Here is a 19,863-nt window from a genome sequence, read left to right on the forward strand (position 1 = left end):
GAGCGATCAAGAAACCGGGGGCAAGAGCCAGCAATGACCGATGCAGCGATCAGCCTTCGCGGCCTGCGCAAAACCTATCGCGGCGGCAAAGGCCAGCCCGAGAAACACGCGCTGAAGGGCATCGATCTGGAGATCCCGCGCGGATCGGTCTTTGGCCTGCTGGGGCCGAACGGGGCCGGCAAATCGACCCTGATCAACATCCTGGCGGGGCTGGTGATCAAGACCGCGGGCCAAGTGACGATCTGGGGCTATGACCAGGACCGCAACCCGCGCCAGGCCCGCGCGGCCATCGGGGTGATGCCGCAGGAGCTGAACCTCGACCCGTTCTTTACCCCCCGCGGCGCGCTCGAGGTGCAGGCGGGACTTTACGGCGTTCCCAAATCGCAGCGGCGCAGCGACGAGATCCTCGAACTGGTCGGCCTCAGCGACAAGGCCGAGGCCTATGCCCGCACGCTGTCGGGCGGGATGCGGCGGCGGCTGCTGCTGGCCAAGGCGCTGGTGCACCACCCGAAAATCCTGGTGCTGGACGAACCCACCGCCGGCGTGGACATCGAACTGCGCCAGATGCTGTGGGCCAATGTGCGCAAGCTGAACCAGCAGGGCATGACCATCATCCTGACGACCCACTATCTGGAAGAAGCGCAGGAGATGTGCGACGAGATCGCCATCATCAACCACGGGGAAAAGGTGGCGCAGGACAGCACCGCCAACCTGCTGGGCCGCATGGACGGCCGCACCATGGTCATCACCCCCGAGGCCCCGGTAACCGCCCTGCCCGCCGCCCCCGGCGTTCAGGCCAGCCTGCGCGACGGCGGCAGCCTGGCGCTGCACTACCGCAGCCCGGAAACCAGCGCCGAGCAGGTGCTCGAAGCGGTCCGTCAGGCCGGCATCCGCATCCGCGACGTGCGCACCGAAGAGGCCGATCTCGAGGACGTGTTCCTGGCCCTGACCTCCGCGCGCGCCGACGATGCCCCGGCCGATGATCAGGACCAGCCGCGCCGAGGCCTGCACCGGGTCAAGCTGTGACTAGGCACCGTGCCACTTCGGTCTGGGCAGATGAGGTTTTTTGCAGAACAACCAAGACCACTCGCCACGCCGCCCTTGCATAAGCGCATTGTGGACGAAGTTGTCTTTCGCTTCGTTCACCAGGCGAAACTGTTTTGCGGAAACATGGGCGAAGCACGGTGTTGGCCAGGTAACGCAAACCAGGGGCAGGTCATTTTGCCAGCCAGCGAGAGTTTGACATACCTCAATGACGGAAGCCGGAGGAACCCTATCCTGAGAAAGCTACTCGAATTGAATTTTCTGAAAGGTAGGAGTTTGCCCATTGATGACCCTAGCAAGAGTATCTCGACCTGCATTTTTCCTGCTTTCGCTCATTTGTTTTTCGACTGTCGCGTGGGCCGATCCGGCTACCCGCAAGAGCGAAAAAGTTGAACGATTTGGGTATTGGTATGTGGTGAAGAAGCCTGCGACATTTGTCATAGCCCAAACTGGACAGAAAGGGCGCTATACGCTCTGTAGCGCGGTGCTCTTTTCCAAAGATGGATCCTTAGAATTCGAGGCGAAGAATGATCAGGCTTGGTCGTTCTACGCATCCAAAAAGGGATGGGATTATTCCTTCGGCAGGAAAAAGTTAACGTTGAAGTCCGGTTCGCGGGAAATTCGGATTCCTGAGGCACTTTATGGAGGCTCGATGATTTCCGGGATGAGCCACAACTTTCTTGCTGGCCGCCCGATCTCCATGGCCACGTTCCGCTCCTTCATCTCGCAGGGTAAGCCGATTTCTATTCATGATAACCGCGGCAGACTGCTTGTGACTTTTCCGAACGATGGAGATGATCTCTCAAAGGCGTTCAAACGGGCAATCGAATGCTCACTGTCGAACAAACCGTAGTCAGACCGGGAGCGAGGCCATGAGTTTTACTCTTTCGAAAATCGCAATCGTACTGACCCTCCTCGCCTGTTCCGTTTCAGCCACGCATGCAGAGGGGCAGTTTCTGGAAGGATGCCTCGCGCTAAAAGGCAATGAACAGCAGTTCAGAAAAACGACCGTAAAGTGGCTTGCGCAGCAGAAAGGGGAAACAATAATCGCGTATGCATCAATAAATGTTGGGGGCAAGGCAGCAGTCTGTGGCTTATACGTGAACGAAGGGGTCGTGCCTCAGACAGACCTGAAGTTTATGCTCTCCAAGAGTGAGATAAAGGTCGGTCGACAGACATTGTTAAGAAATCTCTCCTTTTTTAAGAATGCGTGTAATGGTGGCGGATGCAAACTTTGCGCGCCTTGCTTTATGACAACATTGAATTGGAAACCGGCTTACGCGCGGGCGAAACTGAGTTTACACGCAACTGAAAGCTTCGAAATCAAATAGTTACATTTCGACCACGGGGCGCAAGAACAGCCATATCTCTGTGGCGAGCTGAGCCCAGATTTCGCGCTGATCGGAAGGTAGATTCCCAAGCTGCAATCCAATCGGTTCACGAATGCAGAGATAGCTTTGAAGCCAGCCAAGGTGATGTTTGCTGCGAATGCACGACACGTCCGCTCAGGGCTCGAACCAAAACTTCACCGGACCTGAATTGGCGACCCGTTTCCTGCGCAATGCAGACAAGGACTCGAAAAAGAACAAAACAAGAATATAATGACGACTCGCCATGTATGCCGAGCTGTCGATCACGTCGAACTTCACCTTCCTCACCGGGGCCTCGCACCCCGAGGAGTACATGGAGCGCGCCGTCACCCTGGGCCTGCCCGCCATCGCCATCGCCGATGACAACTCGGTGGCGGGCATCGTCCGCGCCCATACCCAGGCGCGCGAGATCGCCCGCAAGGTGCGTGAGCGCCGCGCGTGGGAGGAGCAGAACACGCCCATCGGCCCGCCCTGCCCCGATCACATCCCGAAACCGCCTTCGTTCCCGGTGCATGCGGTGCCGCGCCTGATCCCGGCGGCGCGGCTGATCTTTACCGATGCCCCGCCCGTCACCGCCCTGCCCATCAACCGGCAGGGCTGGGCCAACCTGTGCCGCCTCCTGTCCACCGGACGGCTGCGCGCGGCCAAGGGCGACTGCATCCTGCACCTGTCCGACCTGTTGGAGTTTTCCGACGGTCTGCACCTGCTACTCTGGCCACAGGCGGGCCGTCCGACCGGCGGCGCGAGCGGATGGCGGACACAGGCGCAACAGCTGACGCGCCGCTTTGCCGGGCGCATGCATCTGCTGATGCATCCCCGCTATGACGGGGCGGATACGGCATTTTTCCATTTATTAGAGACTGAATCGCGCCATCTGGGCCTGCCCACCATCGCCAGCGCCGCGCCGATGATGCATCACGGGTCGCGCCGCCGGCTGGCCGATGTGCTGACCGCGATCCGGCTGCGCCGCAAGGTGGACGATCTGGGCCGCCACGCGCTGGCCAATGGCGAACAGCGCCTGCGGTCCGAGGCCGAGATGCTGCGCATCTTCAAGGGGCACGAAGGCGCCGTGGCCCGCGCGTATGCGCTCAGCCAGGAACTCACCTTCTCGCTGGACGAGCTGCGCTATGAATACCCCAGCGAGGTCAGCGGCACCGAAACCCCCGCCCAGCGCCTGCATCGGCTGGCGCATGAAGGGTTGAAATGGCGCTATCCCGCCGGCGCGCCCGAAAAGGTCAAGGCGATGCTGGCGCATGAACTGACCCTGATCGGCAAGCTGAAATACGAGCCCTACTTCCTGACCGTCCGCGACATCGTGCATTTTGCCCGCGGCCGCGGGATCCTGTGCCAGGGGCGCGGGTCGGCGGCCAATTCGGTGGTCTGCTATTGCCTGGGCGTCACCTCGGTCAGCCCCGAGATGGGCACCATGGTGTTTGAACGCTTCGTCTCCGAGGCGCGGGACGAGCCGCCCGACATCGACGTGGATTTCGAACATGAACGCCGCGAAGAGGTGATCCAGCACATCTATGAACGCTATGGCCGCCACCGCGCGGGGCTGTGCGCCACGGTGATCCACTATCGCGGCAAGCGCGCCATCCGCGAGGTGGGCCGCGCCATGGGCCTGACCGAGGACACGATTTCCGCCCTGTCGTCGCAGCTGTGGGGGTTCTTCTCGACCGCGGGTCTCGAGGCCGAGCGGATGCGCGAGATCGGCCTCGACCCAGAGGATCGCCGACTAAAACAGACTCTAACACTGGTGCATCAGATCAACGGCTTCCCCCGCCACCTGTCCCAGCATGTAGGCGGGTTCATCATCACCGAGGGCCGTCTGGACGAGCTGGTGCCCATCGAAAACGCCACGATGGAGGACCGCACGGTCATCTGCTGGGACAAGGACGACATCGATTCCCTGGGCATCCTCAAGGTCGATGTCCTGAGCCTTGGCATGCTGACCTGCATCCGCAAGGCCTTCGACCTGATCGCCCAGCACCACCAGACCAGCTACACGCTCGCCACCCTGCCGCCCGAAGACCCGGCGGTCTATGACATGCTGTGCCGCGCGGATTCGGTGGGCGTGTTCCAGGTGGAATCACGAGCGCAGATGAACTTCCTGCCCCGGATGCGGCCGCGCAATTTCTATGACCTGGTGATCGAGGTCGCCATCATCCGCCCCGGCCCCATCCAGGGCGACATGGTGCATCCCTATATCCGGCGGCGGAATGGCGAGGAGGAGGTCAGCTTCCCCTCGGACGCACTGGGCGAGGTGCTGGGTAAGACGCTGGGCGTGCCGCTGTTTCAGGAGCAGGCGATGCAGATCGCCATCGTCGGCGCGGGCTTCACCCCCGAACAGGCCGACCGGCTGCGGCGGTCGCTGGCGACCTTCAAGAAGCATGGCAATGTCAGCGAATTCCGCACCCTGTTCTTGCGCGGGATGCAGCGCAACGGCTATGACGCCGAATTTGCCGAACGCTGCTTCTCGCAGATCGAGGGGTTTGGCTCCTACGGCTTCCCCGAAAGCCACGCGGCCAGCTTTGCGCTGCTGGTCTATGCCAGCGCTTGGATCAAGTGCCACCACCCGGGCATCTTTGCCTGCGCGCTGCTGAACTCGCAGCCGATGGGGTTCTATGCTCCCGCCCAGATCGTGCGCGATGCGCGCGAACATGGCGTGCAGGTGCGTCCGGTCTGCATCAATGCCAGCTTCTGGGACAACGTGATGGAGCCCGACGGCCATGGCGGGCTGGCCCTGCGGCTGGGCTTTCGCCAGATCAAGGGCCTGAGCGAGGAGGACGCCAGCTGGCTGACTGCCGCGCGCGGCAACGGCTACCATCAGGTTGACGACGTCTGGCGCCGCGCGGGCCTTGGCCCCTCGGTGATCGAGCGTCTGGCCGAGGCCGATGCCTTTGCCGCCTGCGGCCTGACCCGGCGCGAGGCGCTGTGGCAGGCCAAGGCGATCGCCACCGCCCGGCCTCTGCCCCTGTTCGCGCAGGATCTGGAAGGTGAGGCGCTGGACGAGCCCGCCGCCCATCTGCCGCAGATGTCGCTGGGCGAACAGGTGGTCGAGGATTACGTCGCCACCCGCCTGAGCCTGCGGGCACACCCGGTGGCCCTGCTGCGGCACCTGCTGACGCCGGGGCAGCGCGACAATTCCGCCCCTGCATCCGGGCCGGAAAACGCGGTATCGGCTCGGAACAGAGCCTGAATTGAAAGCCCCGACCATGTCCCGGCCCGTGCTACCCCCACGTTTTCCCGCCACGCCCGACCAGATCCGGGCGCAGGTCACCGCATTCTACGCCCGCGTCCGGCAGGACGCCCTGCTAGGCCCAATCTTCAACCGTTACGTCACCGACTGGCCCGCACATGAGGACCGGATCGCCGCTTTCTGGCGCAACGCCATCCTGTACGAGCGCGTCTACAGCGGCAATCCGCAGCGCGTGCATATCGAGCGTCCGGACGTGAAATCCGAGATGTTCGCCCATTGGCTGGACCTGTTCGAAAAGGTCGCCCACGGCACCCTGCCCCCGGAAACGGCCACTCCTTGGGTGGCGCTGGCCCGCCGTATCGGGGCGGGAATGCAGGCCGGTGTCGCGGCCGCCCGCCAACCGGCCGGGGCACCGCCGATCTTGCGCTGAAAGGCCGGTCCCGCAGGAATGTTAGCGGTAAAGTTTGGGCTATCCGACTCTGCCGATTGGGTTTAATCAGGCCTCAGACACCTACCACTGCATCCAACCGCCCGGGGCCAGCCATATGAGCAAACAGAACTCCACCGTTCAGGGACTTGGCTTTGCCTTTCTCGGTTTTGCCGTCTTTGCCACCCATGACGCACTGATCAAGACGCTGGGCGGCACTTATTCGGTGCTGCAGATCATCTTTTTCGCCACGCTGTTTTCCTTTGTGCCGATGGCGGTCACGATTCTGGCGGACAAGGCCACTGGAAACTTCCTGCCTCGCCATCCATGGTTGGTCATGCTGCGCTCGGGGCTGATGGTCACGGGTATGTCCTGTGCCTTCTACGCCTTCTCAGTCCTGCCACTGGCCGAAGTCTACTCGCTGCTGTTTTCCTTTCCGCTGATCGTCACCGTCCTGTCGATCCCGATACTGGGCGAGGTCGTGCGCGCCCAACGCTGGGCCGCGGTGGGCGTGGGCCTGATCGGGGTGCTGATCGTCCTGCGCCCCGGCGCGACCGAAATCACCCTGGGCCACATTGCCGCCCTGACGGCTGCGTTCTGCAGCGCGTTCGCATCCGTGCTGGTGCGTAAGATCGGAAACGAGGAACGCTCGGCGGTGCTGATCCTGTATCCGATGCTGCTGGCGATCGTGGTCATGAGCCTGGCCCAACCAGCCGTCTATCAGCCGCCGTCCCTGCTTCATCTGGCCATGATGGCGCTGGTCGGCGTGTTTTCGGTGATCGCCCAGCACCTGATCATCCTGGCCTATCGCGCGGCGCCCGCTGGCGTGGTCGCCCCCAGCCAGTACAGCCAGATCATCTGGGCCACGATCTTTGGTATGGTTTTCTTTGGCGAACGCCCAGATGTCTGGGTCGCAGTCGGGGCCAGTATCATCATCGCGTCCGGTGTATTCGTTGTCTGGCGTGAGAGCCGGGCCAATGTATCGCCGAACAAACCGGTTCTGCGCGTGCGTTCGCCGCGTTCCGACACCGGCGCCTCGGCGCGGCCAGGGTCCTAGAGCCGCCACGCGGCTGGGCGGTCGCGTTACCTCTCTTTGCAGCGGATCTTGATATTTCCGTTCTCGCCAGATTCTTCGAATTTTCCGATTCCACGGACCAGATCGCTCAGTCGGTTGAATCCGTAGGTCCGCGTGTCGAAATCCGGGTAATTCATGCTCAGCTGGCGGCCGACCCAGCCCAGGGTGACCCAGCCATCCGGCTCGTCGGATTTGAGCACGACATTGCGGATCAGCTGGTAGGCATGGTTCAGGTCTTTTTTCGACGGAGCCTTCTTGGTCTTTTCACCGCCGGCGCTTTCTTTCTTGATGTTTTCGATCAGAATGAACCGGTTGCAGGCCGCCACGAAAGCCTTCGGGGTCTTGCGCTCACCAATGCCGTAGACCCTCAAACCCTGCTCGCGGATGCGGCTGGCAAGCCGGGTGAAATCACTGTCCGAGGACACCAGCACGAACCCGTCGAAACGGCCCGAATGCAGAATGTCCATCGCGTCTATCACCAAGGCGATGTCTCCGGCGTTCTTGCCGGTTGTGTTGGCGAATTGCTGGTGCGGTACGATGGCGTATTCCGCCAGTTTCTCGGCGCTCCAACCCTGCGGGATACCGCCGGAAAAATCGCCGTAGATCCGGCGCAGGCTCGCCTCTCCCAATGTGGCGACTTCTTCGAAAATTTCGGCGACGTGTTTTGCCGGGACGTTTTCGGCGTCGATCAGAACGGCCAGGCGTTCCGTTGCTTCAGTAGTCAATTTAATCTCTCTATTCAGGTATTTATCAATGCTCTGAAGATAAGAGGCAAAAAGGGCGGTTTAAACCCCGCCCTTGCAATTTCCGATTGTCAGTAGATCACCACAGACCGGATGCTTTCGCCTTTGTGCATCAGGTCGAAGCCGGTGTTGATGTCGTCCAGACCCATGGTGTGGGTGATCATCGGGTCGATCTCGATTTTCCCTTCCATGTACCAGTCAACGATCTTGGGCACGTCCGTTCGGCCACGCGCACCACCAAAAGCGGTGCCGCGCCACGACCGGCCGGTGACCAGCTGGAACGGACGGGTCGAGATCTCGGCCCCCGCAGGCGCCACGCCGATGATGATGGATTCGCCCCAGCCCTTGTGCGCCGATTCCAGCGCCGCGCGCATCACCTGCACGTTGCCGGTGGCATCAAAGGTGTAATCCGCGCCGCCCTTGGTCAGGTTCACCAGATAGGGCACCAGATCGCCCTCGACCTCGGCGGGGTTGACGAAATCGGTCATGCCGAATTTCTCGGCCATCTCGCGCTTGGCGGGGTTCAGGTCGACGCCGACGATCTGGTCGGCCCCGGCCAGACGCAGCCCCTGGATCACGTTCAAGCCGATGCCACCCAGACCGAACACGATGGCGCGGCTGCCGATTTCCACCTTGGCGGTGTTGATCACCGCGCCGATGCCGGTGGTCACGCCACAGCCGATATAGCAGATCTTGTCGAACGGCGCGTCCTCGCGCACCTTGGCCAGCGCGATCTCGGGCAGAACCGTATGGTTCGAGAAAGTCGAGCAGCCCATGTAGTGCAGGATCGGATCGCCATCCAGCGTCGAGAACCGCGAGGTGCCGTCGGGCATCAGGCCCTTGCCCTGCGTCTCGCGGATCGCCTGGCACAGGTTGGTCTTGGGATGCAGGCAGTATTCGCACTCGCGACATTCGGGAGTGTAGAGCGGGATCACGTGATCGCCCGGCTTCAGGCTGGTCACGCCCGGGCCGACCTCGACCACCACGCCCGCGCCCTCGTGACCCAGAATGGCCGGAAACAGGCCTTCGGGGTCGGCGCCCGACAGGGTGAATTCGTCGGTATGGCAGATGCCGGTGGCCTTGATCTCGACCAGAACCTCGCCCACCTTGGGGCCTTCGAGGTTCACGTCCATCACTTCCAAGGGCTTGCCCGCCTGAACGGCGACGGCGGCACGGGTTCGCATGTTGCTTGTCTCCCTGTCTTGTTTGACCCGACCCTGCGTCAAATACAGGGTGTTTTCAACTGCGCTTTCATGGCAGTCTCTGTAAGCTTTTGATATTTCAGAAACGACATTGCCGAAAAGAGGAGCGCCAATGTACCGGTTCATCCCGATCCTGATCGTCCTGGCCGCCTGCGCCGAAACCGACCTGCCCGAACCGGGCTCTGCCGAGCTGGATGCCGCCCCGGTGGATCTGGCCTTCTGCAAGGGCGAACCCTTTGCCCAGTCCGTGGGGCAACCGGTCTCGACCATTCAGGCCAGCCTGCCGGAACGGAGCCGCGTTCTGGGCCCTGATGACATCGCCACGCAGGATTACCGCATCGATCGGCTGAACGTCTATGTTAACGGAGCCGGGGTCATTCAGCGGCTGACCTGCGGATAAGGGCGGACTCGACTCGGGGCATGATTCTCAGATAAGAACAAAATGAGAACACTTTGATGTCTGCCCGATGCCCAAACGCCGAATACTCTCGCTGTGGTTTCCCCGTCTGGGGGCCGAACGGCTGATCCGCGCCGCCCGCGGCCTGCAGTCCGGCCCGCTGGCGGTGGTGGCCGAACAGTCGAACATGCAGGTCATCACCTCGCTGAATACCGAGGCACAGGCCGCCGGTCTGCGCGTGGGCCAGCCGGTGCGCGATGCCCATGCCATGTGCGCGGCCCTTGTCACCCGCCCCCGCAACGCCCCGGCCGAGGCTGCTTTTCTGACTGCGCTGCGCCGCTGGGCGGGCAAGTTCAGCCCCTGGGTCGCCGAAGAGGCCCCCGATGGTCTGATCGTCGATCTGTCGGGCTGCGCCCACCTGTTCGGCGGCGAAGAGGCGCTGCTGGACGTGATCGAGACCGACTGCGCCGACATGGGGCTGAGCGTGCAGATGGGTATCGCCGACACGCTGGGCGCGGCCTGGGCGCTGGCGCGCTATGCCGGGCAAGAGGCCACCTCGGACCGCAATGGCGACGCCATTTCCCAAGAGGCCCGCGCCACCCGCGCCCGGGCTGGCAAGCGGCGGCACTGGACCAAGGGCGGCGCCGCGCCGCAGGTGGTGGCCGTGGGCGGCGGGGCCCGGATCGCGCCACCGGGGCAGGCCTATGGCGCGCTCGCCCCCCTGCCCATCGCGGCGCTGCGGCTGGACGACCAGACCGTGGCGCAGCTGAACCGGCTGGGCCTGCGGCGGATCGGCGACCTGCTGGGCCAGCCGCGCGCCTCGCTGGCCCGCCGGTTCGGGCGCGGGCTGGTGCTGCGGCTGGATCAGGCGATGGGCAGCGCGCCCGAGCCGGTCTCGCCCGCGCGGCCCCCGCATCACTTTGCGGTGCGGATGACCCTGCCCAACCCGATCGGCTTGGCCGAGGACGTGATGGCCGCCATCGACCGGATGCTGCCGACCCTGTGCGCGCGGCTGGAGGAAAAGGCGCGCGGGGCGCGGACCCTGCGGCTCGAGGCGCACCGCACCGATCAGGCGGCCGAGATCATCGAGATCGGGCTGGCCCGCCCGAGCCATGACAAACACCGCATTCGCCCTTTGTTAGAGATGAAAATCGATCAGATCGACGCAGGCTATGGCATCGACATGCTGCGCCTTGCGGCGGTGCAGACCGAGCCGGTGCATGCCCGCACCCTGACCGGCCATGCCGAGGCCAGCCGCGCCGTCCGCAACCGGCTGGAGGGGAACACCGCGCTGGACGATCTGATCGGCAAACTGGGCGCGCGGGTGGGGCTCGAGGCGATCATGCGGCAACACCCGGCGGCCTCGCACATCCCCGAGAAAACCGCCCAGACGCTGGCGGCGGCCTGGTCGGAACCGGCGCGCGACTGGCCCGCCCCGCCGCGCCCGCGCCCCCTGCTGATGTGGCGGCCCGAGCCGGTGATGGCCCCCGACCGCCCCGATGTGCCCGCCAATTTCCGCTGGCGCGGGCGCGACTGGCAACTGGCGCAGGCCACCGGCCCCGAACGGATCGCCCCGGAATGGTGGCTGGATGACCCCAACTGGCGCAGCGGCGTGCGCGATTACTGGGTGGTGGTGACCGAGCAGGGCGAGCGGCTATGGCTGTTCTACGGCCATGGCGGCACCATGTCGGCAGGCTGGTTCTGCCAAGGGTGCTTTAGTTAGAGTCTATTTTCCGCGATAGACCAGAAGATCCGGAAGGTAGTCGATCAGCCGGATGACCCACGAGAACGGCGCCGGAAAGTCGGTACGGAAGCGCCGGCGCGCCATTGCGCGCAGCACGTGCTGCGCGGCGTCTTCGGGCTCCATCAGCATCGGCATCTTGAAGCTGTTCTTGTCGGTCAGCCGGGTCTTGATGAACCCCGGATTGACGATGCGCACTGTCACCCCGGTTCCGGCCAGGTCATGCCGCATCGTTTCGGCCAGCGATATCAGCGCCGCCTTGCTGGACCCGTACCCGATCGCCGCAGGCAGTCCGTGATAGCCCGCCAGCGACCCGATCAGAGTGATGTCCCCGCGCCCCGCCTGCACCATGGCCGGCACGGTTTCCCCCAGAACCCGCAGCGCGCCTGAATAGTTCACGTCGCTGATGGCCAGCGCGGCTTCGGTCTGCCAGTCCTGCGCGCGCATCGGCTCATAGGCCCCGGCGTTGTAGACCAGACCGTCCACCGGGCCGATCTCGGCGACGGCGCGGCGCACCTGCGCCAGATCGGTCACGTCCAGCGGCACCGCGCGAGCATTGGGCAGCGCGGCGCAGATCTGCTCTAGCCGCTCGGCACTGCGCGCGGACAGCACAAGGTGTGCGCCCTGACCGCCCAAGGCCTCGGCGAGCGCCCTGCCCAGCCCTTCGCTGGCGCCTACGATCCAGTAGGTTTTTCGGTCAAAACTGCTCATGCCGGGCGGTTCGCATATGCCGAAGCGTGAACAGCCGCGGTTTTGGGTTGGGTTGTCTCGATCATAACATTGCTCATTACGCGGACGGGCGGGCCTCGGATCACCAACAACCGCGATTGATGCAATCCTGACGCACTGCCCACCGATCAGCGGGAATCAGGGAAAAACATGGCGCGGATTTGATCCGCTCCGGCCTACCCTGCGTATCCTATTGTAAAATGTCGCATAAAGAGGATGGCATGTTCGACGAAACCCGGGGCGTACGGAAAAAAATCGCAATTGTAGGCGCAGGCATCTCAGGATTATCAGCGGCTTATTACCTGTCAGAAAGTCACGACGTCACCCTATATGAGGCCGAACCCCGTCTGGGCGGACACGCGCGCACTGTGATGGCAGGCCGCAACGGCGACCAACCGGTCGATACCGGGTTCATCGTATTCAACTATGCCACCTATCCCTATCTGACCAAGCTGTTCGGTGAACTGGACGTGCCGGTCATGAAAAGCGAGATGAGCTTTGGCGCCACCATCGACAATGGACGCATCGAATATGGCCTGAACAACCTGCGCACCATCACCGCGCAGAAGCGCAACCTCGTGCGGCCGTCCTATTACAAGATGATCGCCGACATCCTGCGCTTTGGCAAAGAAGCGCCCGAGGCCGCTCGGGATGATGACACTACGATTGGTGAACTGGTTGACCAGATGCGATTGGGCCACTGGTTCCGCAACAACTATCTGATGCCGATGTGCGGCGCGATCTGGTCCACTCCGGTGGAGTTCGTCGATCAGTTCCCGGCGCGGTCGCTGGTGCAGTTCTTCCGCAACCACGCCTTGCTGTCCAGCAAACGCGGCGCCCAGCACCAGTGGTGGACCGTCAAGGGTGGCAGCATCGAATATGTCCGGCGGCTCGAATCCGCGTTGCGCGGCCGGGGTTGCGACATCCGCCTGGGCGCGCCGGTCTCGAGCGTCGAACGCGACGCCTTGGGCGTGACCGTTCAGGCGCAGGGACGCTCGGATCAATATGACGAGATCATCCTGGCCACCCATTCCGACCAGTCGCTGGCCATTCTGGGCCAGAACGCCACCGCCGACGAGGCCGCGGCGCTAGGCGCGATCCGGTATCAGCCCAACCGCGCGGTGCTGCATTGCGATCCTAGTCAGATGCCGCGCCGCCGCGCCTGCTGGTCCAGCTGGACCTACCGATCGCAGGCGGGGAAGGTGGGCGTGACCTACTGGATGAACCGGTTGCAGAACATCCCCGAAAGCGACCCCCTGTTCGTCACCCTGAACCCGTCCACCGACATCGCACCCGACAAGATCTATGACGAGGTGGAATTCGCCCATCCGGTGTTCGACAAGGCCGCGCTGAAAGCGCAGGGCCAGATCCGCGAGATGCAGGGCCGCAATCGGACCTGGTTCGCCGGCGCCTACAACCGGCATGGGTTCCACGAAGACGGAATCGCCAGCGCGATGCATGTGGTCGGGCTGTTGAACGGCGATCCGCAAACCATCGGAGCTGAAAATGCGAGACCTGATCCAAGCGTCGCTGTCCCAGTTACGGCCAGCCCGTAACGCAGCGATCCTGAGCCTGGTTCTGCTGGCCCCTGCCGGGCTGGCGGCCACGCCCGTCACCAACGTGCTGCCCGATGCCGAACAGCGTGGCACCGCCACCTTCCGGTTCCTTGGTCTGCCGATCTATGATGCGCAGCTGTTCACCAAAGGCGGCGGCCCGCTGAACTGGTCGCAGGATTTCGGGCTGAAGCTGACCTATCGGAAATCGCTGAAGCAAAAGGCGCTGATCGACTCCACGCTGGACGAGATGGCCCGGCAAGGCAACAGCGCCCCGATCGAGGCGCAGCTGAAAACCTGCTATCAGGCGGTCGGTGCCGGTGACAGCTATGTAGCTGTCACCAAAGGCCCCGACGCGATCGAGTTCTGGCGCAACGGGCGCAAGACCTGCACCCTGTCCCATCCGGGGATCAAGCGCAGTTTCATGTCGATCTTCCTGGGCAACAACACCCGGTCCGCCGCCTTTACGCGACAGCTGCGGGGTCAGTGATGCTGTATCCGCGTGTCAGCCTCTATGCGCTGATGCTTGCTGCGGCGGGTATCCCGCTCTACATCCACCTGCCGCGTTTCGCAGCGGTGAACCTCGGGATCGGCCTGGGCGTGATCGGCACGGTTCTGCTGCTGATCCGGCTGGTGGATCTGGTGCAAGACCCGCTGATCGGCTGGGCCATTGACCGCTGGCCCGGCGCACAGATGGGTTTTGCCGTCTTGGCCGCCGGAGGTCTGGCGATCGGTTTCCCGCTTTTGTTCTCACTGCCGCAGGGGGCGAGCGTCGGAGCCCTCGTGGCGATCCTGATCCTGCTGTTTTCCGCCTACAGCCTGGGCACCATTCTGCTTTATGGCCGCAGCGCGACGCTGGCGAAACAGGCCACCCCGCGCGAGTTGATGACCCTCGCCGCCTTTCGTGAAGGCGGGCAACTGGCCGGCGTGGTCCTGGCCGCCAGTGCTCCGGCGCTGTTCGTGGCCCTGGGCGCGGGCGCGCAGGGCTACCCGGCCTTCGGGCTGTTTCTAGGCGGGCTGGCAGTGGCCACGATGGTGCTGACATTGCCGATCTGGCGGCGCGCGCCCATCACCGGGCAGGGGCTTTCGTTCGACGGGCTGGGTCAGGCCGGGGCCCTGCGTCTGCTGGCGCTGGCGCTGGTCAACAGCCTGCCGGTTGCGATCACCTCGACCCTGTTCCTGTTCTTCGTCGAGGACCGGCTACAATTGCCGGGCAAGGCCGGGCCACTGCTGATCCTGTTCTTCCTCAGCGCCGGGGCCACAGTGCCGCTCTGGGCGCGGCTCAGCAACCGGATTGGCCCGAAACAGACACTGATCATTGCGATGCCGCTGGCCATTCTGGGCTTTGTCGGCGCGGCCATGCTGGCGCCCGGCAACCTGGTCGGGTTCGCGGTGATCTGCCTGGCGTCGGGGGCGGCGCTGGGGGCGGACATGGTGGTGCTGCCGGCCATGTTCTCGGTGGTGCTGACACGCGCGGGGCTGAATGCCTCGGCCGCATTCGGCATCTGGTCTTTCGCCGGCAAACTGGGGCTGGCTCTGGCCGCATTCTTCACCCTTCCGCTGCTGGAACGCAGCGGCTTTGTGCCCGGTCAGGCGAATTCGGCGCAGGCGTTGGAAACGCTCAACCTCGCCTATGCCGTGCTGCCCTGCATCCTGAAACTCGGCGCGTTCGGAATGGTCCTGACGCTGCCTACAGAGGTACCCGCAAAATGACATTCCTCCTGATTGCCTCACTGGCCGTATTGGCCCTGATCACGGTCAAAGCCCGCCTTCTCAGCTTTCGCTCGCAATCGCCGTCGGACTATGCCGGAACCGGCCCCGATTTCTCGTTGAAGGACAATCTGAACGGGGAAATCCTGTCCGAAGGGCTGATCTATGGCCCGACTGGCAAGATGTCGAACAGCTTCGTGGCGCGGATGATCGGGGAATGGAACGGCAGTTCTGGCACTCTGACCGAGTATTTCACCTATTCGAACGGTAAGCAGATGAACCGAAAATGGTACCTGACCATGGGCGCAGGCAACAGCTTTACCGCAACCGCCGACGACATCGTCGGCGAAGGCCGCGGCGTGATCTCGGGCGCGACGGTCAGGCTGACCTATCGCATCGTTCTGCCCGAAGATGCCGGGGGCCATACCCTGGACGTCACCGACTGGATGTACCTGACCGAGAGCGGCGCGATCATGAACCGCTCGGAGATGCGCAAGTTCGGCCTGAAGGTGGCCGAGCTGGTCGCCACGATGCGCCCCGCCCCGTCAGAAAAGACGGCGCATGTGCCCGGCGCAAACGGTCATGCCCGCACCGCCGACCCGAGGACCCTGCAATGACCCGTCTCATGAAACGACTGGCCTTCGCTTGCCTGCTGCTGACGGCGGCTTGCGCCTTCAAACCAAAAGTTCCGACCACTTTTCTGTCGGACCGCCAGCTGAACCTCGAAGAGTTCTTTTCGGGCCACACCGTGGCCTATGGGCAGTTCCAGGACGTACTAGGCAACATCCCCCGTCGGTTCACGGTCGACATCAACGGGACATGGGACGGCCAGACGCTGACCTTGGTCGAAGATTTCGTCTATGACGACGGCGCCACTGAACAGCGCATCTGGACCCTGACCAAAACCGGCGAGGATACTTGGACCGGCACCGCGCCCGGCGTTCTGGGCACCGCGTCGGGAACCGAGCGCGGCGATACGTTCAACTGGAAATACCGCATCGACCTGCCGGTGAAAGACGGAACGATGCGCGTCGATTTCGATGACTGGATGTGGCTGCTGGACGATGACCGCCTGCTGAACCGCGCCTACGTGTCGCGCTTTGGCATCCGGCTGGGCGAAGTCGTGCTGTTCTTCGAAAAGAAGTAACCACGCCACGCGGCATCCTGGTCAGTCTTAGGAAAAAGTGGTGAGCCGTGCAGGATTCGAACCTGCGACCCACTGATTAAAAGTCAGTTGCTCTACCAACTGAGCTAACGGCCCACTCTTTTCATTGGATCGTTGTGATCCGTGGCGCTGTCTAAGGCATTTTCCCCACCGGGTACAAGCCCTTTTTTGCACCGCGTTCCGCCTGAAATCACTGTGTTCCCGGCGTCCCGATAGGCGGCCTAATTAGGGTTGAGGCGGCGGGGGGTCAACCCCTTTTTTCAGGAATCTTCGCGCCGGGCTGGATTCATGTCTGCGGCAAGGCTATATGCCCGCCATGCAACAGCGACCCGACACTGGTTTGCCCTTCATGAAGATGCACGGGCTTGGCAATGACTTCGTCATTGTGGACGCGCGCGCGCATCCGGTGCAGATCACGCCGGCGCTGGCGCGCGGGATCGGACACCGGCAATTCGGGGTCGGATTCGACCAGCTGGCCGTCATCGAAAACGGCGAAACGGATGCCCATCTGGTGTTCTACAATGCCGACGGGTCGATCTCGGCCACCTGCGGCAACGCCACCCGCTGCATTGCCAGGTTCCTGATGCAGGAAAGCGGCAAATCCGAACTGACGCTGACCACCAGCCACGGTACGCTGCTGGCGCGGGACGCAGGCGACGGGCTGACCTCGGTCAACATGGGGCACCCGCAGCTGGACTGGGCCGATATTCCGTTGGCCGAAGAAGTGGATACGCTGGAACTGCCGATCGAAGGCGGACCGGTGGCCACCGGCATGGGCAACCCGCATTGCACCTTCTTCGTCGAAGACGCCGAGGCGATTCCGCTGGAGGAATTCGGCGCGCGCTATGAGCATCACCCGCTCTATCCGCAGCGCACCAATGTGCAGGTCGCCCAGATCATCGGCCCGGATCACATCCGCATGCGGGTGTGGGAGCGCGGCGTGGGCATCACGCTGGCCTCGGGCTCGTCGTCGTGTGCCACGGCCGTCGCAGCGGCCCGGCGTGGCCTGACCGGGCGCACGGTGCAGATCGAGCTGGACGGCGGCACCATCTGGATCGACTGGCGCGAGGACGGCGTCTGGATGACCGGCCCCACCTGCCATGTCTTCTCGGGCACGCTGACGCCCGAATTCCTGAGGACGCTGGGATGAACCCGCCGAAATTCACCACGCTGGGCTGCCGGCTCAACGCCTACGAGACCGAGGCGATGAAAGAGCTGTCGCAACAGGCCGGGCTGACGGATGCGGTGATCGTGAACACCTGCGCCGTCACCGCCGAGGCCGTGCGCAAGGCCCGGCAGGAGATCCGCAAGCTGCGCCGCGAGAACCCGAATGCGCGCCTGATCGTGACCGGCTGCGCGGCGCAGACCGAACCGCAGACCTTTGCCGAAATGGCCGAGGTCGATGCGGTGATCGGCAACACGGAAAAGATGCGCCCCGAGACCTGGAAAGGCATGGCCGCCGATTTCATCGGCGAGACCGAGACGGTTCAGGTCGACGACATCATGTCGGTCACCGAAACCGCCGGCCACCTGATCGACGGATTCGGCACCCGCTCGCGCGCCTATGTGCAGGTCCAGAACGGCTGTGACCATCGTTGCACCTTCTGCATCATCCCCTATGGCCGCGGCAACTCGCGCAGCGTCCCGGCGGGCGTGGTGGTGGACCAGGTCAAGCGGCTGGTGGACCGGGGCTATAACGAGGTCGTGCTGACTGGCGTCGACCTGACATCCTGGGGGGCCGACCTACCCGCAAGCCCCAAGCTGGGCGATCTGGTCATGCGCATTCTGAAACTGGTGCCCGATCTGCCGCGCCTGCGCATCAGCTCGATCGATTCGATCGAGGTGGACGAGAATCTGATGCAGGCCATCGCGACCGAGCCGCGCCTGATGCCGCATCTGCACCTGTCCCTGCAGCATGGCGACGACCTGATCCTGAAACGGATGAAGCGCCGCCACCTGCGCGACGATGCCATCCGATTCACCGAAGAGGTCCGCAAACTGCGCCCCGAGATCACCTTTGGCGCCGACATCATCGCGGGCTTTCCGACGGAAACCGAGGCGCATTTCCAGAACTCGCTGAAACTGGTGACCGACTGCGACCTGACCTGGCTGCACGTCTTTCCCTATTCCAAACGCGAAGGCACCCCCGCCGCGCGCATTCCGCAGCAGGTCAACGGCGCCGTCATCAAGGATCGTGCCGCGCGGCTACGGGCGGCCGGCGACGCGCAGGTTGCCAAGCACTTGGCGGCACAGCTGGGCAAGACCCATCACATCCTGATGGAGAATCCCCACATGGGCCGGACCGAGCAGTTCACCGAGGTTTCATTCACGACTCTGCAACCCGAAGGACAGATCGTGACGGCCCGGATCATCGGACTGGATGGTCAACGGCTGACCGCCTGACCGGCGTCCCCGGTTGGGGTATCATTGGCCAGAAGCTCTTCGAAGAACACGCTGATCAACTGGGCCCGGCCATCCACACCTGCCTTGGCATAAATTGACGCGGATTGCGCGCGCACGGTTCCGACCGCTCGGTCCCGGATGCGCGCGATATCTTCGTTGTCGAACCCTTTGAGAATCAGTAGGCCAACTTCACGTTCCGCGCCGGTCAGGCCCCAGAGATCAAAGAAACCATCGATCACTTGGGCCAATTCCCCCCGTGCCACGCGCAAGCACTGCCTTGCCTGCTCCATCCGAACCAGCAGCGCCCGCAGTTCGACCATCAGAACCCAGATTCCAGCGCCCAGCACAACCGCAACGAAGGTTTCCAGCGCCAGATGCGTCGGGTGCCCGCCCGCATCGAAATCGAGAATGACATCGATCAGAAAGAACGTGGCACACAAGACCTGGACAATGATCATCGCGGTCAGAATCTTGGCCCGGCGCACATCCGTATCCCCGGGCCAAAGAGTTTCGAGAATGTGTTTCTTCATTTTGTCGAAATTCCATCAGGAATGTTCTTGCTTCCTGTTATCATGGCTTTGACCAAAGCAACACCGGTCCTGCGCTGGTCCAGCACAACCCCGCAGACGTGCAGTACGACCGAGACCATCAGCCAGTTGAACCCAAGCTCGTGCAGTTCTTCTACCCATTCGAACCCAAAGAACCGAACGGTGCCCATCATGATCCCCGTGATGCAGATCACGATCAGCGTGGCCCAGATGTTGTAGGCCATCCACGCCCCCAGCGGGTTGTGCGACAGGTGAACGGTCCGGTCTCCACGCAGGATCTCGCCCGTATGGGCCAGCGCGGCCCGGGGGTTGGGCGGAAACGCCGTGAACCGCGCCGTCTGGACCCCCAGAAAACCCCAGACAAGCCGCAGCAAGACAAGACCCAGGGTGGCATATCCAATGATTTCATGCAGGTCCCCTTCGGGGTCCGTGACGACCGCATTCAACAACACACCGGCCAGCACAGACCAGTGAATCACGCGCACCAACGGGTCCCAAACGTGCACCAGGCGGGCGCTGTCGCGCCCACCCTCGGCCAGGTTGAAACCGGGCATGTC

20 protein-coding genes and 1 tRNA gene are annotated in these 19,863 nt (G+C 63.3%); 15 read left to right on the plus strand and 6 right to left on the minus strand.

Annotated features, from left to right (window positions below; all coding sequences use genetic code 11):
* Positions 1 to 33: 33 nt before the first annotated feature.
* From AC2FNS_RS03510 to AC2FNS_RS03535, 6 genes are all read left to right on the plus strand, one after another.
* A complete protein-coding gene (locus AC2FNS_RS03510; protein ID WP_496712390.1) occupies positions 34 to 1,026 on the plus strand; it encodes an ABC transporter ATP-binding protein in 993 nt (330 codons plus the stop codon).
* 304 nt (positions 1,027 to 1,330) lie between these two features.
* Entirely contained in the window at positions 1,331 to 1,897 is a 567-nt protein-coding gene (locus AC2FNS_RS03515; RefSeq protein WP_496680074.1) for a hypothetical protein, read from the plus strand.
* Positions 1,898 to 1,916: 19 nt separating this feature from the next.
* Positions 1,917 to 2,375 carry a hypothetical protein gene (locus AC2FNS_RS03520; RefSeq protein WP_496712389.1) on the plus strand — a complete coding sequence of 153 codons (459 nt, stop codon included), beginning with the start codon at positions 1,917 to 1,919 and terminating at the stop codon, positions 2,373 to 2,375.
* Positions 2,376 to 2,658: 283 nt separating this feature from the next.
* Positions 2,659 to 5,613, plus strand: a complete 2,955-nt coding sequence (locus AC2FNS_RS03525) for an error-prone DNA polymerase (protein ID WP_496712388.1) — start codon at positions 2,659 to 2,661, stop codon at positions 5,611 to 5,613.
* A 16-nt stretch (positions 5,614 to 5,629) separates the two neighbouring features.
* Positions 5,630 to 6,043 (plus strand): group III truncated hemoglobin, encoded by a 414-nt coding sequence (locus AC2FNS_RS03530; RefSeq protein ID WP_496712387.1) that lies wholly within the window; start codon positions 5,630 to 5,632, stop codon positions 6,041 to 6,043.
* 115 nt (positions 6,044 to 6,158) lie between these two features.
* The gene (locus AC2FNS_RS03535; protein ID WP_496680082.1) at positions 6,159 to 7,097 is read left to right on the plus strand and encodes a DMT family transporter; all 939 of its coding nucleotides are present in this window, start codon (positions 6,159 to 6,161) and stop codon (positions 7,095 to 7,097) included.
* Positions 7,098 to 7,123: 26 nt separating this feature from the next.
* Here AC2FNS_RS03535 and AC2FNS_RS03540 read toward each other — a convergent pair whose 3' ends face one another.
* Entirely contained in the window at positions 7,124 to 7,840 is a 717-nt protein-coding gene (locus AC2FNS_RS03540; protein WP_496689477.1) for an NYN domain-containing protein, read from the minus strand.
* Positions 7,841 to 7,929: 89 nt separating this feature from the next.
* On the minus strand, positions 7,930 to 9,042 hold the full coding sequence (locus AC2FNS_RS03545; protein WP_496797539.1) for an S-(hydroxymethyl)glutathione dehydrogenase/class III alcohol dehydrogenase: 1,113 nt from the start codon (positions 9,040 to 9,042) through the stop codon (positions 7,930 to 7,932).
* Between the two features lie 130 nt (positions 9,043 to 9,172).
* On the opposite strand from AC2FNS_RS03545, the gene AC2FNS_RS03550 reads away from it, so the two are divergent.
* The gene (locus tag AC2FNS_RS03550) at positions 9,173 to 9,460 is read left to right on the plus strand and encodes an I78 family peptidase inhibitor (RefSeq protein ID WP_170360393.1); all 288 of its coding nucleotides are present in this window, start codon (positions 9,173 to 9,175) and stop codon (positions 9,458 to 9,460) included.
* A gap of 67 nt (positions 9,461 to 9,527) precedes the next feature.
* Positions 9,528 to 11,180, plus strand: coding sequence for a DUF6504 family protein (locus tag AC2FNS_RS03555; protein ID WP_496712385.1), 1,653 nt, complete (start codon positions 9,528 to 9,530; stop codon positions 11,178 to 11,180).
* A gap of 3 nt (positions 11,181 to 11,183) precedes the next feature.
* Here the strand turns inward: AC2FNS_RS03555 and AC2FNS_RS03560 are convergent, their stop codons facing one another.
* Positions 11,184 to 11,909, minus strand: a complete 726-nt coding sequence (locus AC2FNS_RS03560) for an SDR family NAD(P)-dependent oxidoreductase (protein ID WP_496712384.1) — start codon at positions 11,907 to 11,909, stop codon at positions 11,184 to 11,186.
* 239 nt (positions 11,910 to 12,148) lie between these two features.
* Here AC2FNS_RS03560 and AC2FNS_RS03565 point away from each other — a divergent pair, with 239 nt between their 5' ends.
* Genes AC2FNS_RS03565 through AC2FNS_RS03585 form a run of 5 tightly spaced genes read left to right on the plus strand, consistent with a single transcriptional unit; the run spans position 12,149 to position 16,337 of the window.
* The gene (locus AC2FNS_RS03565; RefSeq protein WP_496712382.1) at positions 12,149 to 13,483 is read left to right on the plus strand and encodes an NAD(P)/FAD-dependent oxidoreductase; all 1,335 of its coding nucleotides are present in this window, start codon (positions 12,149 to 12,151) and stop codon (positions 13,481 to 13,483) included.
* The gene (locus tag AC2FNS_RS03570) at positions 13,434 to 13,970 is read left to right on the plus strand and encodes a hypothetical protein (RefSeq protein ID WP_496680094.1); all 537 of its coding nucleotides are present in this window, start codon (positions 13,434 to 13,436) and stop codon (positions 13,968 to 13,970) included. The genes AC2FNS_RS03565 and AC2FNS_RS03570 overlap by 50 nt, the downstream gene beginning before the upstream one ends.
* A complete protein-coding gene (locus AC2FNS_RS03575; protein WP_496712381.1) occupies positions 13,970 to 15,193 on the plus strand; it encodes an MFS transporter in 1,224 nt (407 codons plus the stop codon). The genes AC2FNS_RS03570 and AC2FNS_RS03575 overlap by 1 nt, the downstream gene beginning before the upstream one ends.
* A complete protein-coding gene (locus AC2FNS_RS03580) occupies positions 15,190 to 15,807 on the plus strand; it encodes a DUF3833 domain-containing protein (RefSeq protein ID WP_496712379.1) in 618 nt (205 codons plus the stop codon). The genes AC2FNS_RS03575 and AC2FNS_RS03580 overlap by 4 nt, the downstream gene beginning before the upstream one ends.
* Before the next feature lie 8 nt (positions 15,808 to 15,815).
* Positions 15,816 to 16,337: a DUF3833 family protein gene (locus AC2FNS_RS03585; RefSeq protein WP_496689489.1), complete on the plus strand. Its 522-nt coding sequence runs from the start codon at positions 15,816 to 15,818 to the stop codon at positions 16,335 to 16,337.
* A 38-nt stretch (positions 16,338 to 16,375) separates the two neighbouring features.
* On the opposite strand, the gene AC2FNS_RS03590 is transcribed toward AC2FNS_RS03585, so the two are convergent.
* A tRNA-Lys gene (locus AC2FNS_RS03590) sits at positions 16,376 to 16,451 on the minus strand.
* A 211-nt stretch (positions 16,452 to 16,662) separates the two neighbouring features.
* Between AC2FNS_RS03590 and dapF the strand changes: the two genes are divergently transcribed.
* Together dapF and mtaB are read left to right on the plus strand one after the other, a co-directional pair.
* Positions 16,663 to 17,505: a diaminopimelate epimerase gene (gene dapF / locus AC2FNS_RS03595; RefSeq protein WP_496712378.1), complete on the plus strand. Its 843-nt coding sequence runs from the start codon at positions 16,663 to 16,665 to the stop codon at positions 17,503 to 17,505.
* Positions 17,502 to 18,758 carry a tRNA (N(6)-L-threonylcarbamoyladenosine(37)-C(2))-methylthiotransferase MtaB gene (mtaB, locus tag AC2FNS_RS03600; RefSeq protein ID WP_496712376.1) on the plus strand — a complete coding sequence of 419 codons (1,257 nt, stop codon included), beginning with the start codon at positions 17,502 to 17,504 and terminating at the stop codon, positions 18,756 to 18,758. The genes dapF and mtaB overlap by 4 nt, the downstream gene beginning before the upstream one ends.
* Here the strand turns inward: mtaB and AC2FNS_RS03605 are convergent.
* Together AC2FNS_RS03605 and AC2FNS_RS03610 are read right to left on the minus strand one after the other, a co-directional pair.
* Positions 18,740 to 19,288 (minus strand): helix-turn-helix transcriptional regulator, encoded by a 549-nt coding sequence (locus AC2FNS_RS03605; protein WP_496712374.1) that lies wholly within the window; start codon positions 19,286 to 19,288, stop codon positions 18,740 to 18,742. The genes mtaB and AC2FNS_RS03605 overlap by 19 nt on opposite strands.
* Positions 19,285 to 19,860 (minus strand): cytochrome b/b6 domain-containing protein, encoded by a 576-nt coding sequence (locus tag AC2FNS_RS03610; protein ID WP_496712372.1) that lies wholly within the window; start codon positions 19,858 to 19,860, stop codon positions 19,285 to 19,287. The genes AC2FNS_RS03605 and AC2FNS_RS03610 overlap by 4 nt, the downstream gene beginning before the upstream one ends.
* Positions 19,861 to 19,863 lie beyond the last annotated feature (3 nt).

This window comes from Ruegeria sp. BHSA191 (assembly GCF_059613325.1).